Source organism: Methylobacterium variabile (genome assembly GCF_001043975.1).
In the GTDB taxonomy this organism is placed as follows: Bacteria; Pseudomonadota; Alphaproteobacteria; order Rhizobiales; family Beijerinckiaceae; genus Methylobacterium; species Methylobacterium variabile.
On record NZ_LABY01000213.1, the window covers coordinates 15,930 to 29,683 of the forward strand.

Sequence of the window (13,754 nt, forward strand, 5' to 3'; positions counted from 1 at the left end):
CCGCTGCGCGGCCCCGGAATGACGTGGAGGAAGTTGAGGGCAGTCCCTGCGCAGCGCCGTTGCGCGCCTTTCCGAGCTACTCAGCCGCTGCCGGCAGCGGCGCCGGCTCCTCGCCGAGCCACGCCCCCAGATCCGCCCGGGCCCGGTCGGTCATCGCCCGCTTCTTGGCCTGCGCCTTCTCGGTGCCGCGCAGGCGCTTGCCGTCGGGGGCCTTCGGCGCCCGGTCGAGGGGCGGGAACAGGCCGAAATTGACGTTCATCGGCTGGAACGAGCGCGGGGTGCCGGCATCCTCGGCCGAGACATGGCCGCCGGTGATGTGGCCGATGAGGGCGCCCAGCGCCGTGGTGACCGGCAGCGGCTCCAGCGTGCGGCCCTGGCGCTCCGCGGCGGCGAAGCGGCCGGCCATCAGCCCGATCGCCGCGCTCTCGACGTAGCCCTCGCAGCCGGTGATCTGGCCGGCGAAGCGCAGGCGCGGCTCTGCCTTGAGCCGCAGGGTGGCGTCGAGGAGGCGGGGGCTGTCGAGGTAGGTGTTGCGGTGCAGCCCGCCGAGGCGGGCGAACTCGGCGCCCTCGAGGCCGGGAATCGTGCGGAAGATTCGCACCTGCTCGGCGTGGCGCAGCTTCGTCTGGAAGCCGACCATGTTGTAGAGCGTGCCGAGCGCGTTGTCCTGGCGCAGCTGCACGATGGCGTAGGCCTTGACCGTCGGGTTGTGCGGGTTGGTCAGGCCGAACGGCTTCATCGGGCCGTGGCGCAGGGTCTCGGGGCCGCGCTCGGCCATCACCTCGATCGGCAGGCAGCCGTCGAAGTAGGGAGTCGAGGCCTCCCACTCCTTGAACGAGGTCTTCTCCCCCTCGATCAGGGCGCTGATGAAGGCGGCGTACTGCTCCCGGTCGAGGGGGCAGTTGATGTAGTCCGCCCCCGTGCCGCCAGGACCCGCCTTGTCGTAGCGGGACTGGAACCAGGCCTTGCCCATGTCGATCGAGTCGCGGTGGACGATCGGCGCGATCGCATCGAAGAAGGCGAGGGAGTCCGCCCCGGTGAGGCCGCGGATGCCCTCGGCGAGGCCGGGCGCGGTGAGTGGGCCGGTCGCCACGATCACGCTGTCCCAGGAGGCCGGGGGCAGGCCGTCGATCTCCTCGCGGGCAATGGTGACGTTCGGATGCGCCTCGAGCGCCGCCGTCACGGCGCGGCTGAAACCCTCGCGATCCACCGCGAGCGCTCCGCCGGCCGGCACCTGATGGGCGTCGCCGCAGCGCATGATCAGCGAGCCGAGGCGGCGCATCTCCTGGTGCAGCAGCCCGACGGCGTTGAGCGCCGCATCGTCGGAGCGGAAGGAGTTCGAGCAGACGAGCTCGGCGAGGCCGTCGGTCTGGTGCGCCTCGGTGCCGCGCAGGGGCCGCATCTCGTGCAGCACGACGGGCAGGCCGGCCTCGGCGATCTGCCAGGCCGCTTCCGAGCCGGCGAGGCCGCCGCCGACGACGTGAATGGGATCTGATCCGGACATGCCGCGGCATATCGGATCGCCCGCCGCCGATGCAACACCGTCGACATGCGGGTCGGGGCCTGACGTCAGGGCCCGGACATGCGAACGCCCGCCGAGGGGGGCGGGCGCGCGAGACGATGGGCGGCCGGACAGGCCTTCGATCGACTTGGGTACGCAGTACTCGTGATGCGGGTACGGGGTACGCGTGCGGACGCTTACGCGACCGAGCGGGCGATGCCCTGGATCTCGAAGCGGCTGATGCCGAGATCGTCGAGCTCGCGGTCCGACAGGCGCGACAGCTCGTGGACGGTCTCGCGGTAGCGGAGGTAAGCGCGGATCTTGCTGAGGATGAGGGAGACGAACATCGGATTTGACCTCTAAACAGGCAGCCGGTGCGAACCGTTTCGTCAGCGACCGCCTGTTTCTGTTGCAACGCACCATATGGGAAATGGCTGCGCTGGTGGGAGGCGGGGTCGCGTAAGCCAGCCATGCGCGATTCACATGCAGCGCGCAGGGAATCGTCAACCATCCCCCGTGCTCGCCGATTTGGCAGCACTCTGGCGCATGAATCGCGGCGATTTCAGCGCTTTAGGCACTATGCTGCACACGCGAAGGGCAAGGCGCGCAGAGTATGGTCGGGCGCTGCGGAAGGGGCGCACGCGCAACGGCGCGGCAGCCCCTGGCGCGTCGGTGTGCAGTGCGGCGATGGGCGCTTTGGGCCCTCGCTCCCGGAACCGGCCTGGAGCCCGATGAGGCGCGAGCGTCCTTCTCTCCCGGCGGGCGGGGAGAGAAGGATGATGCGTGATCCGAAGCCGGGCCCCAGGTCAGTGCAGCCGCGGCGCGACCAGGAAGGTGGAGCGGTCGGCGGAGACGACCGGGATGCTCAGGGTCCGGCCGTCGCGGTGCACGGTCAGCGGCACGGTGACGCCGGCGGGCCCGAGGGCCCAGACGCTGCGCAGGAAGCCCGCGAGGTCCTTCACCTCCGCTGGGCCCACGGCCAGCAGGATGTCGCCCGCGCGCAGGTCGGCGGTCTCGGCGGGCGCGCGGGGCGACAGGCCCATCACCACGACCTGGTCGTCCATCTCGGTGGCGTAGAGGCCGAGCCAGGGCCGGGGCGGGCCGGCGACGCGACCGAGGGTGGTCAGGTCGGCGAGGATCGGCTTCAGAAGGTCGATCGGCACCGCCATGTTGATCGCGCGGCTGTCGCGGCCGCTCTGCTGGAGCTGGAGCGAGCCGATGCCGACGAGCTCGCCGGCCGGGCCGATCAGCGCCGCGCCGCCCCAGTGCGGGTGCGAGGGCGCGGTGAAGATCGCCTCGTCGAGGAGATACTCCCAGTAGCCGGCGAATTCCTGCCGCGCCACCACCTCGGCGGCGACGGCGCGGGAGCGGCCGCCGGCGCCCGCCATCACCAGCCGGTCGCCGATGCGCAGGGACTCGGCGCTGCCGAGGGGCAGGTGCGGCAGGTCGAGACGGCCGAGGGCCTGCACCAGGCCGAAGCCGGTGGCGGCGTCGTAGCCGACCACGTGGCCCGGGGCGGTGCGCCCGTCATGAGCGGTGAGCCAGACGCTCTCGGCTTCCGTGATCAGGTAGCCGATGGTGAGCACCAGGCCGTCCTCGCCGATGAGGACGCCGTTGCCGGCCCGCTCGGTGCCCAGGATCTCGGCCGTGTAGGCGGCGTCCGGCACCCGCGACGACAGCGCGACGACGGCCGTCAGGGTCTGGTCGAGGTCGTAGGCGTAGGCGGCCGGGCGGGGCTGCACCGCCGAGGGGATCTTCCAGTCGCCGGGCGCCGCCATGATGGCCTCCTGCCGGGGCTCGTGCGCCCCGTGCCTCGTCTCGTCCGGCGGGGCTGACATCCGCCCCGCCCGTTCGCTCCCGTTATAGGTCGCGGACCCGGGCCCGACAGGCGGTGCGGCCCCGGCAACGAAGAACGCCCGGCTCGATGAGCCGGGCTGAGGGAGGAGGGTCTCGACGGGGGGAGGGTGCGCTTCAGTACTTGCGCACGAGGGGCGCCGGGATCGGCGGCTCGGGCGCCGCCGCGACGGTGTAGAGCGGGGCGATGACGCGGAACCAGCCCTCGGTCGAGTAGGCCTCGCGGTTGGTCGGTAGGCCGGTGGCGGGCGAGACCTGCCGCACCGAGGTGGCGACGTCGCGGGCGACCCAGGCCTGGACCGAGAACTTGCCGAAATCGTAGCCGACGAGGCCGCCGAGGGCGAAGCGGCCGCCGCCGCCCGGCACCACCGAGCCGCAGGTGGCGAAGTTGCCGGCGCAGGGTGAGCCGAAGGCCAGGGGGCCGCGGTTCGGCAGGTTGGTGGTGCCGTACCCGATGGCGCCGATCTCGAACTTGCCGAACTTCTTGGTCGCCGTCAGGTCGAGGTTGAGGGCGTCGGTGGGATACTGGCTGCCGTAGAAGCCCGGGATGCCGTTGGGACCGCCGAAGCGGGCGGGAACGTCGTAGAAGTTGTAGGTGAGGTTGGCGGTGACGTTCCAGCCGTCCCCGGTGTAGCTGATGGCGAAGCCCTGGCGGTAGGTGTTCGAGGCGAGGAGCGGGATGCCGGCGCCCCGGCCGCCGTTCAGCTCGTTGAGGTAGACGCCGGCCAGGTAGCTGACGCCGACGTTGTTGCCGAGATCCCAGGCGAAGATGCCGCCGACGAAGGTGCCGACGTTGATGCTGGTATCCCGGGCGCCGGCGGCGCGGCCGAAGGTGAAGATGGTCGGCGGCGCGACCACCGCCTCGAAGCGGGCGCCGAGGACCTTCCAGGGCGTCGACCAGACCAGGACCGGCACGTTGACCGCGGTGTCGGTCGAGGTCGCGTTCGGGCCATCGGGGCTGCGAAAGGTGAAGGTGTCGATCGCGTAGATGCCCTCAGGCAGCGGCGCCCCGACCGCGAGGCCGACCTGCTCGCCCGGCACCGTCGTGGTCTGTGCGTAGGATGCGGTCGCCGAGACGCCCAGCGACAGGGCAGCCGCCCCCGCGGCCAGCCAGTACTTGCCCATGATCTTTCCTTCCAACCACTCTCGAGGCTGGTCCGTGCAGATCGCCTGGCCGAATTCGCCCGCTCTTGTTGCGCGCTTGACTCGGCGCGGTGTCACACCCGGATCCCGCCTTCCGGCACAGTCTGAACAGCACCGATGTTCCGACAGCTACGCTCGGAAGGCGAGTCCTTTGCTCGGGATGGAAGCAGATGTTGTGCAGTCGTTGCGCAAATGACGCATTTTCGTCATGCGGCAACGCCTTTGTACTTTGGTGGTACATGAGGTGAAGCTGGACGAAAACGCGGACTTTGTGCGTTGCACAGGCGGGTTCCCCGCCCGTGCCGTCGTGATTCGCGGGTGTTTTCGGCGGGAAGCTATTCGGCCGCCTGCTTGCTCGCCGCCGGCTTGCGGGTCCGGGAGGCGCGCGGCGCCGCCTTGGATCCTCCCTGGGGCGCGGCCGGGCGGCGGGCCAGGACCTCGCGCAGGAAGCGCCCGGTATGGCTCTTCGCCGAGGCGGCGATGTCCTCCGGCGTGCCTTCCGCCACGATGGTGCCGCCGCCGTCGCCGCCCTCCGGGCCCATGTCGATCACCCAGTCGGCGGTCTTGATGACCTCGAGGTTGTGCTCGATCACCACGACGCTGTTGCCCTGGTCGACGAGCTCGTGCAGCACCTCCATCAGCTTGGCGACGTCGTGGAAGTGCAGGCCGGTGGTCGGCTCGTCGAGGATGTAGAGGGTGCGGCCGGTGGCGCGCTTCGACAGCTCCTTCGACAGCTTGACGCGCTGCGCCTCGCCGCCCGACAGTGTCGTGGCCTGCTGGCCGACCCGGACGTAGCCGAGGCCGACCCGGGCCAGGGTCTCGAGCTTCTCGCGGATCGCCGGCACCGCCTTGAACAGCTCGGCCGCCTCCTCCACCGTCATGTCGAGCACGTCGGCGATCGAGCGCTCGCGGTACTTCACCTCCAGGGTCTCGCGGTCGTAGCGCTTGCCCTTGCAGACGTCGCAGGTGACGTAGACGTCCGGCAGGAAGTGCATCTCGATCTTGATGACGCCGTCGCCGGAGCAGGCCTCGCAGCGCCCGCCCTTGACGTTGAACGAGAACCGGCCGGGCTGGTAGCCGCGGGCCTTGGCCTCGGGCAGGCCGGCGAACCAGTCGCGGATCGGCGTGAAGGCGCCGATATACGTGGCGGGGTTCGAGCGCGGGGTGCGGCCGATCGGCGACTGGTCGATGTCGATGACCTTGTCGAGGTGCTCAAGCCCCTCGATGCGGTCGTGCGGCGCCGGGTGCTCCAGGGCGCCGTTGAGCTTGCGCGCCGCCGCCTTGTAGAGCGTGTCGACGACGAGGGTCGACTTGCCGCCGCCCGAGACGCCGGTGATGCAGGTGAAGGTGCCGAGCGGGATCGCGGCGGTCACGTCCTTCAGGTTGTTGCCGCGGGCGCCGACGAGGCGCAGGGTCTGGCCCTCGGACTTCTCCCCCTTGGCGGACGGGATCGTCTTCGCCGTGCGCCGGCTCTTCGGCACCCGCACCGAGAGGGCGCCGGTGAGATACTTGGCGGTGAGCGAGTTCGGATCGGCCAGGAGCTCGGGCGGCGTGCCCTGCGCCACGATCTGCCCGCCATGGATGCCGGCGCCAGGGCCGACATCGACGACGTAGTCGGCCTGCAGGATCGCGTCCTCGTCGTGCTCGACCACGATCACCGAGTTGCCGAGGTCGCGCAGGCGCTTGAGGGTGCCGAGCAGGCGCTCGTTGTCGCGCTGGTGCAGGCCGATCGACGGCTCGTCGAGCACGTAGAGGACGCCGGTGAGGCCGGAGCCGATCTGCGAGGCGAGGCGGATGCGCTGGCTCTCGCCGCCCGACAGCGAGCCCGAGCCGCGGGCGAGCGTGAGGTATTCCAGCCCGACATCGACCAGGAAGGTCAGGCGGTCGCGGATCTCCTTGAGGATGCGGACCGCGATCTCGTTCTGCTTCGGCGTCAGGTGCTCGGGCAGCTCGCCGAACCACCGGTGGGCGTCGCGCACCGAGAGCACGGTGGCGTCGCCGACGTCGAAGCCGGCGATCTTCACCGCGAGCGCCTCGGGCTTCAGCCGCTTGCCGCCGCAGGCCGAGCACGGCGTCTCGGCCATGAACCGGCCGATGTCCTCCCGCGCCGCGTCGCTGTCGGTCTCCTTGTAGCGCCGCTCGAGGTTCGGGATCACGCCCTCGAAGGGCTTCGACACCTCGTAGGCGCGCAGGCCGTCATTGTAGGCGAAGCGAACCTCGTCGCCGTCCGAGCCGTAGAGCACCACCTGGCGGGCGGCCTCGGTGAGCTTGCCCCACGGCGTGTCGGTGCGGAAGCGGTAGTGGCGCGCCAGTGCCTCCAGGGTCTGGCCGTAATAGGGCGAGGTCGACTTCGCCCAGGGCGCGACGGCGCCGCGCGACAGGCTCAGGGCCTCGTCGGCGATGACCAGCGTCGGGTCGATCCGCATCTCGTGGCCGATGCCGCCGCAGGTCGGGCAGGCGCCGAACGGGTTGTTGAACGAGAACAGCCGCGGCTCGATCTCGGGAATCGTGAAGCCGGAGACCGGGCAGGCGAAGCGCGACGAGAAGGTGATGGGCTCCGGCGCCGGGCCATCGTCGGGCGCGTCCGCGAAGGCCACGACCGCGATGCCGTCGGCGAGCTCCAGCGCGGTCTCGAACGAGTCGGCCAGCCGCGAGGCCATGTCGGCCCGCACCACGATCCGGTCGACCACCACGTCGATGTCGTGCTTGAGCTTCTTGTCGAGCTTCGGGACGTCGTCGATGGCGTAGTACTCGCCGTCGACGCGCAGGCGCTGGAAGCCCTTCTTCTGGAACTCGGCGATCTCCTTGCGGTACTCGCCCTTGCGGCCGCGCACCACGGGAGCGAGCAGGTAGAGGCGGGTCTTCTCAGGCAGGGCCAGCACCCGGTCGACCATCTGGCTGACGGTCTGGCTCTCGATCGGCAGGCCGGTGGCCGGCGAGTACGGGATGCCGACCCGCGCCCAGAGCAGGCGCATGTAGTCGTAGATCTCCGTGACCGTACCGACCGTCGAGCGCGGGTTCTTCGAGGTGGTCTTCTGCTCGATCGAGATCGCCGGCGACAGCCCGTCGATCTGGTCGACGTCGGGCTTGGCCATCATCTCGAGGAACTGGCGGGCATAGGCCGAGAGCGACTCGACGTACCGGCGCTGCCCCTCGGCGTAGATGGTGTCGAAGGCGAGCGACGACTTGCCGGAGCCGGACAGGCCGGTGAACACCACGAGCTTGTCGCGGGGGATCGTCAGGTCGACGTTCTTCAGGTTGTGCTCGCGGGCGCCCCGCACCGCGATCACGCGGCCCTCCGCGGAACGGTCGAACAGCTTGTCGAGAGAGGCCATGCAGGAAAGGCTCCGGGCCGACGACGATGGGGCGCGGCCAGGCTTGATGGGACCGGGGACCGGCCGGGAGCCCGCGATGCCGAGAACCCTGTCGACCGTGCTGGTGACCAGATGGGGCGCCGGGGGTCCCGGGCCAAGGCTCCGGGAAAGTCTCGGATCAGGACTAGAACAAACTGCGTACAGCGGCAACCGTCGCGTTCTCACAAGCTGAGCGGCGCGTTGTCGATCACCTCCTTCATGACGAAGAAGGTCCGGGTCTGGCGCACGCCGGGCAGCGCGATCAGGGTCTCGCTGTGCAGCCGGTTGAAGTCGGCCATGTCGGAGACGCGGATCTTGAGGAAGTAGTCGAAGTCGCCGGCGACGAGGTGGCAGTCGAGCAGCATCGGCATGGCGAGCGCCGCCGCCTCGAAGGCGGAGAAGCTCTCCGGTGTCGAGCGGTCGAGCACCACGCCGACGAGGACCAGCGAGCCGCGGCCGACCTTCTCCGGCGCCACCACGCCGCGCACGCCGCGCAGGTACCCCTCGTCGAACAGGCGCTGCGTGCGGCGGTGGCAGGTCGCCGGACTGGTGTTCACCCGCTTGGCCAGTTCCGCGTTGCCGATTCGGCCATCCTCCTGCAGCAGACGGAGAATTTTTAGGTCGATGCGGTCGAGCCCGGCGGCCATGAGAGATCCTTCCGCTCTGGCTCCTTGATATGGATGATCGTAGCACGCTGACGCGCAGAAGGCGCATTCTGGTGTCAAAGATCGCGCAAGTTCGAGAGCACCTTCCGCCACGAGCCTGCTAGCTTGGAACGGCCTTCCATACGGGACCCCCGGCGATGCCCTCATCGATGCTGTCGCAGTTCGAGCGCTACCCCCTGACCTTCGGCCCGACCCCGATCGAGCACCTGCCGCGCCTGACCGCCCATCTCGGCGGTGACGTGCAAATCTACGCCAAGCGCGAGGACTGCAACTCGGGCCTGGCTTATGGCGGCAACAAGCTGCGCAAGCTCGAATACATCGTGCCGGACGCGATCGCCTCGGGCGCCGACACCCTGGTGTCGATCGGCGGCGTGCAGTCGAACCACACCCGCATGGTGGCGGCGGTGGCGGCCAAGATCGGCATGAAGTGCCGGGTGATCCAGGAGGCCTGGGTGCCGCACGAGGACGCGGTCTACGACCGGGTCGGCAACATCATGCTGACGCGGATCATGGGTGCCGAGTCGCAGCTCGTCGACGACGGCTTCGACATCGGCATCCGCGACAGCTGGAAGCAGGCGATCGAGGACGTGAAGGCCAAGGGCGGCAAGCCCTACCCGATCCCGGCCGGCGCCTCGGTGCACAAGCTCGGCGGCCTCGGCTATGTCGGCTTCGCCGAGGAGGTGCGCCGGCAGGAGGCCGAGATGGGCCTCCGCTTCGACTACATCGTCGTCTGCACCGTCACCGGCTCGACCCATGCGGGCATGCTGGTCGGCTTCTCGGCCGACGGCCGGGCCCGCAATGTCATCGGCATCGACGCCTCCTGCACCCCGGCCCAGACCATGGCGCAGGTGCTCGAGATCGCGCGGAACACCGCCGCCCTCGTCGGCGCTGGCGAGATCGTCGCGGACGACGTGGTGCTCAAGGAGGACTACGCCTATCCGGTCTACGGCGTGCCCTCGAAGGAGACCGTGGAGGCGATCCGCCTCGCGGCCCGGCTCGAGGCGATGATCACCGACCCGGTCTACGAGGGCAAGTCGATGCAGGGCATGATCGACCTCGTCCAGAAGGGCTTCTTCCCCAAGGGCTCGAAGGTGCTCTACGCCCATCTCGGCGGAGCGCCGGCCCTCAACGGCTACAGCTACACCTTCCGCAACGGCTGACGGGGCCGGGGGCGCTCGGCGGGGGCGCTCGGCAACGCGTCGTTCGCCGAACGGACCCCGGACCTGCCACCCTCCGCGTCGTCCCGGGGCCGCGCAGCGGAGCCCGGGATGACCCGGTGGATTTCAGGTCTGTTCGCGAGCTTCCATCGAAGCCAAAAGAAGAAGCCCGGCCGCTCGTCGCGGGCCGGGCTTCGTCGTCTCCGTCACTGCGGTGCGACTACTTGTCGGTGCACAGCCCCGCCGCCGAGAGCCGGCGATGGTGGCGCGGGTCGCAGTCGGTGGCGAGGAACGAGGCCCACTCGGCCTGGGTGCCGTAGAAGGCGTTGCGGTCGACGTCGCCGCGCACGCCCGGCACCCGGCCGGTCGAGGTGAACTGCCACAGCATCCAGTCGCGGTTGACGTAGCGCTGCTCCGGCTCGGCGGCGGTCGAGCGGACCCAGTGCGGGTAATCCGGCAGCTCGCCCTCGAGCACGTCCTTGTGGAAGGTGATGTCGGTGTAGATGATCGGCCGCTTGCCGGTGTAGGCCTCCATCTCCCGCAGCATGTACTCGGTCATGGCGAGGGCCTGGGCCTTCGGCAGCTTCTTCGGGCAGAGCTGCGAGTGGCCGTTCCACTCGACGTCGAGGACCGGGGGCAGGGCGGTCGGGTCGTTGGGGACGTTGCGCTTGAACCAGTCCATCTGGTCCTTGGCCGAGCGGCACCAGAACACGAAGTGGTAGGCGCCCCGGGGCACGCCGGCCCGAGCGGCGCCGTCCCAGTTCTCGCGGAAGCGCTCGTCGATGTGGTCGCCGCCCTCGGTCGCCTTGATGAAGGCGAACTGGGTGCCGGCGCCCTTGACCGAGGCCCAGTCGATCGGCCCCTGCCACTTCGAGACGTCGATCCCGTGGATCGGGTGGCGCTTGGCCCGGGCCACGCCCGGATGGGGCTTCACGTCGCCCTTGGTCGGGTAGAAATCGGCCCCGCCGCCGGCGCAGGCCGCGAGGGCGGCCAGGCTCGCCCCCACGAGCAGGCGTCTGCCCCAGGACACCCCCCAGGACAAACCTCGCGACAGGGCGGAGGGGCTCTTCGACTCCATCGGCATCGGGGCGCGACCTGACTTGACGCGGAACACTATGGCTATTCGATGCGGTGGGGCCGGTTAATGGAAGCTTGACGGGACCTGAACGGAATTCCGAAACGCGTGGCACGAAAGCCACGTACGCGGCCGCGAGGCTCGCCCGGGCCTCGACCATCGGGCATAAGCCCCGACTGGGGCTGATGTTTGTCGGGGCGTCGCGTGGCCAAGGTTCTGTTTACCATAGGGTACGAAGGCGCCGATTCCGAGCGCTTCACGGCGGCCCTGCGCGGGGCCGGGGTGGCGACCCTGGCCGATGTGCGGGCGGTGGCCCTGTCGCGCAAGCGCGGCTTCTCGAAGAGCGCGCTCGCCGCCGGTTTGGCCGAGGCCGGCATCGCCTACGCGCATCTGCGCGCGCTCGGCACGCCCAAGGCCGGCCGCGAGGCGGCGCGGGCGCACGATGCCGGGCTGATGCGGCGGATCTACTGCGAGGAGGTGCTGGACACCGGCGCCGGCGAGGCCGCCCTCGACGAGCTGGCGGCCCTCGCCGCGGCCGGGCCGACCTGCCTGCTCTGCTTCGAGCGCGACCCGGAGCGCTGCCACCGCCGGGTGCTGAGCGAGCGGCTGGCGGGGAGGGGGTTCGACATCGTGGACCTGTTCGCCTGAGGGGCGGTCCGCGCCCCGCTCAGGCGGCGACGGGGGCTGCCTCGGGCCGGCAGGCCGCGACGCAGGACCGGGCCAGGGCCTCGGTGGCGTCCACCAGGCCCGCGCGCACCGGGCCGTCCGCCGCCGCGAGGGCGACCGGGATCTCGGTGCAGGCCATCACGACCTCGCGGCACCCCGCCGCGGCGAGCGCCTCGGCCTCACGGCGCAGGATCGCGGTCGCCTCCGGGAGGCGTCCGGCCTTCACGAGCCGGATCGCCCGCATGACCTCGGCCTGCGCCGCGTCGTCGGGGATCCGGCAGGCGTAGCCGCGCAGGCCGAGACGGCTCTGGTAGATCCCGGCCCGGACGGTGCCGCTGGTGGCCGGAACGCCGATGGCGGCGCCCGGCGGTCCGGCGAGCGTGTCGGCCACCGCGTCGACGATGTGCAGGATCGGCAGCGGCGTCCCGGCCTGCAGCGCGGCGTGCCAGTGATGCGCGGTGTTGCAGGGGATCGCGATGCGGGTCGCGCCCGCCGCCTCGAGCCGCCGCAGGGCGTCCCGCATCGCCGGGAGGGGATCCGCCCCCTCGCCGAGGATCGCGGCCGTGCGGTCGGGAATGTCGGCGGCCGAGCAGACCACCATCCGGACGTGGTCCTGGTCGCGGGAGGCCGGTGTGTTCCGGACGACCTTGGCCATGAAATCGACGGCCGCCATCGGACCCATCCCACCGAGAACACCGAGCATCGCGACCTCCTGATGCCGGAGACGATGCGCGGCACGGCGGGGACGGGTCCAATGCCGTGTCAGTCCACCCCATTCGCATTTCGCATAGTTTGGTCGGCGATGGCCTCCGCCGCCTGCCACACCGCCGCGACCGCGGCGCGCCGATGCGCGGCGTTGCGGTACAGCCGGATCTCGAGCGGGAGCGACTCACCCGAGGCGAGGAGGCGGCCCTCGGCCAGGTCGCGGGCGACGAGGCTGCGGGGCAGCCAGGCGAGCCCATGTCCCTCCAGCGCCATGACCTTCAGCGCCTCGGCCATCGCGTTCTCGTTGGTGTGGACGGTGACGGGAGGATCACTGCCTCCTCGGGATTGCGCGACGGCCGCCACCCGGCCGAGGAAGGAGTTCCGGGCGTGGCTGAGAAGCGGCAGGCCGGCATCCGTCTCCGCCAGCACCGCGCTCCGCACGGCGACGAGGCTGTCGGTTCCGACCACGCGGTGCGGGAAGAACCCGGGGTCGAGCAGGGTCCCGACGCTCGGATGGTGGAAGGTCAGCAGGAAGTCGTAGCCGCCCTCGACGAGGGCCTGGAGGCAGGCGTGGAAGTCGTCGGGCAGCAGGCGGCTGCCGAGCGGGCCGGTGCGCTCCTCGACCTGCCGGAACCAGCGCGGGAAGAAGGTCAGGGCCAGGGTGTGCAGCGCGGCGACGGCCACGCTCTGCGGGCTCGGCCGGGCGCTGGCCTGCAGCGCGGCGCGGCTGCCGTGGAGCAGCCGCACCGTCTCCTCGGCCGTCTCGCGAAACTCCCGGCCGGCGGCCGTCAGCGTCGTCGGGTAGGTGCTGCGGTCGATGAGGGCGACGCCGAGCCACGCTTCGAGGGCCTGGATGCGGCGGCTGAAGGCGGATTGCGTGACGTGGCGCTCGTCGGCCGACCGCGAGAAGCTGCCGGTCCGGGCGAGGCTGGCGAAATCCTCAAGCCATTTCAGCTCCATGATGGCGCCAACCTAGAGCAGCACGCGACCGCGGTGCAACCGGGCGGCGGCGCACGGGATCCGGCTATCCCTCGCCCGCCCGCGACAGCGGTGAGGGCGCCTCGCCCGGCAGCGCCCGCAGCAGGCCCGGCCGCCAGCGCCGCTGCGCCGGCAGGCCGTCGGCGTGGGCGATCTCGATGTTGCCGTAGAACTGGTCGGCGCTCGCCTCCCAGGTGTAGCGCAGGGCCTCGGCGCGGCAGGCCGCCCGGGGAATCGCCAGGGCGGCGCGGGCCGCCGCGCCGAGGTCCCGGTCGAGGATGCCGGCGCTCGTGCCGCCGACGACGTCGAGGGGGCCGGTCACCGGATAGGCGGCCACCGGCAGGCCGCTCGCCAGGGCTTCCAGCAGCACGATGCCGAAGGTGTCGGTGAGGCTCGGGAAGACGAAGACGTCGGAGGCGGCGTAGACCCGCGCCAGCGCCTCGCCGGTCAGCGTGCCGAGGAACCGCGCGCCCGGGTCGATCCCAGCGAGCCGCGCGCGGTCCGGCCCGTCGCCGACGACGAGCTTGGTGCCGGGGAGATCGAGGCGCAGGAACGCCTCGACGTTCTTCTCGACGGCGAGCCGCCCGACGAACAGGAAGAACGGGCGCGGCAGGCCGGCGAGCGCGTCGGGCGCCGCCTCGCCGTCCCGGGGGCGGA

The 13,754-nt window shown here is 71.0% G+C and carries 12 protein-coding genes; 2 read left to right on the plus strand and 10 right to left on the minus strand.

From position 1 onward, the window contains the following. Positions 1 to 76: 76 nt before the first annotated feature. The 6 genes from trmFO to VQ02_RS27185 form a co-directional block, all read right to left on the minus strand. Complete coding sequence (gene trmFO / locus VQ02_RS27165; RefSeq protein ID WP_048447365.1) at positions 77 to 1,504, minus strand: methylenetetrahydrofolate--tRNA-(uracil(54)-C(5))-methyltransferase (FADH(2)-oxidizing) TrmFO; 1,428 nt, start codon at positions 1,502 to 1,504, stop codon at positions 77 to 79. 194 nt (positions 1,505 to 1,698) lie between these two features. Then, complete coding sequence (locus VQ02_RS36185) at positions 1,699 to 1,848, minus strand: DUF1127 domain-containing protein (RefSeq protein WP_082172100.1); 150 nt, start codon at positions 1,846 to 1,848, stop codon at positions 1,699 to 1,701. Positions 1,849 to 2,307: 459 nt separating this feature from the next. Beyond that, entirely contained in the window at positions 2,308 to 3,279 is a 972-nt protein-coding gene (locus tag VQ02_RS27170) for a S1C family serine protease (RefSeq protein ID WP_048447366.1), read from the minus strand. A 193-nt stretch (positions 3,280 to 3,472) separates the two neighbouring features. Continuing rightward, positions 3,473 to 4,480 (minus strand): transporter family protein, encoded by a 1,008-nt coding sequence (locus VQ02_RS27175; protein WP_048447367.1) that lies wholly within the window; start codon positions 4,478 to 4,480, stop codon positions 3,473 to 3,475. A 353-nt stretch (positions 4,481 to 4,833) separates the two neighbouring features. Then, positions 4,834 to 7,833 carry an excinuclease ABC subunit UvrA gene (gene uvrA, locus VQ02_RS27180; RefSeq protein WP_048447368.1) on the minus strand — a complete coding sequence of 1,000 codons (3,000 nt, stop codon included), beginning with the start codon at positions 7,831 to 7,833 and terminating at the stop codon, positions 4,834 to 4,836. A gap of 200 nt (positions 7,834 to 8,033) precedes the next feature. Continuing rightward, on the minus strand, positions 8,034 to 8,498 hold the full coding sequence (locus tag VQ02_RS27185) for an Lrp/AsnC family transcriptional regulator (protein ID WP_048447369.1): 465 nt from the start codon (positions 8,496 to 8,498) through the stop codon (positions 8,034 to 8,036). Between the two features lie 167 nt (positions 8,499 to 8,665). Between VQ02_RS27185 and VQ02_RS27190 the strand changes: the two genes are divergently transcribed. Then, the gene (locus VQ02_RS27190) at positions 8,666 to 9,676 is read left to right on the plus strand and encodes a 1-aminocyclopropane-1-carboxylate deaminase (protein WP_048447370.1); all 1,011 of its coding nucleotides are present in this window, start codon (positions 8,666 to 8,668) and stop codon (positions 9,674 to 9,676) included. Between the two features lie 217 nt (positions 9,677 to 9,893). Here the strand turns inward: VQ02_RS27190 and VQ02_RS27195 are convergent, their stop codons facing one another. Beyond that, positions 9,894 to 10,757 carry a glycoside hydrolase family 25 protein gene (locus tag VQ02_RS27195; RefSeq protein WP_048447377.1) on the minus strand — a complete coding sequence of 288 codons (864 nt, stop codon included), beginning with the start codon at positions 10,755 to 10,757 and terminating at the stop codon, positions 9,894 to 9,896. 195 nt (positions 10,758 to 10,952) lie between these two features. Between VQ02_RS27195 and VQ02_RS27200 the strand changes: the two genes are divergently transcribed. Beyond that, positions 10,953 to 11,396 (plus strand): DUF488 domain-containing protein, encoded by a 444-nt coding sequence (locus tag VQ02_RS27200; RefSeq protein ID WP_048447371.1) that lies wholly within the window; start codon positions 10,953 to 10,955, stop codon positions 11,394 to 11,396. A 19-nt stretch (positions 11,397 to 11,415) separates the two neighbouring features. Here VQ02_RS27200 and cuyB read toward each other — a convergent pair whose 3' ends face one another. The 3 genes from cuyB to VQ02_RS27215 form a co-directional block, all read right to left on the minus strand. Continuing rightward, positions 11,416 to 12,117, minus strand: a complete 702-nt coding sequence (cuyB, locus tag VQ02_RS27205) for a cysteate racemase (RefSeq protein ID WP_048447372.1) — start codon at positions 12,115 to 12,117, stop codon at positions 11,416 to 11,418. Positions 12,118 to 12,176: 59 nt separating this feature from the next. Continuing rightward, positions 12,177 to 13,079 carry a LysR family transcriptional regulator gene (locus tag VQ02_RS27210; RefSeq protein ID WP_048447373.1) on the minus strand — a complete coding sequence of 301 codons (903 nt, stop codon included), beginning with the start codon at positions 13,077 to 13,079 and terminating at the stop codon, positions 12,177 to 12,179. A gap of 64 nt (positions 13,080 to 13,143) precedes the next feature. After that, positions 13,144 to 13,754, minus strand: a 611-nt coding sequence (locus VQ02_RS27215) for a glycosyltransferase (RefSeq protein WP_048447374.1), incomplete at its 5' end; no start/stop codon positions are given.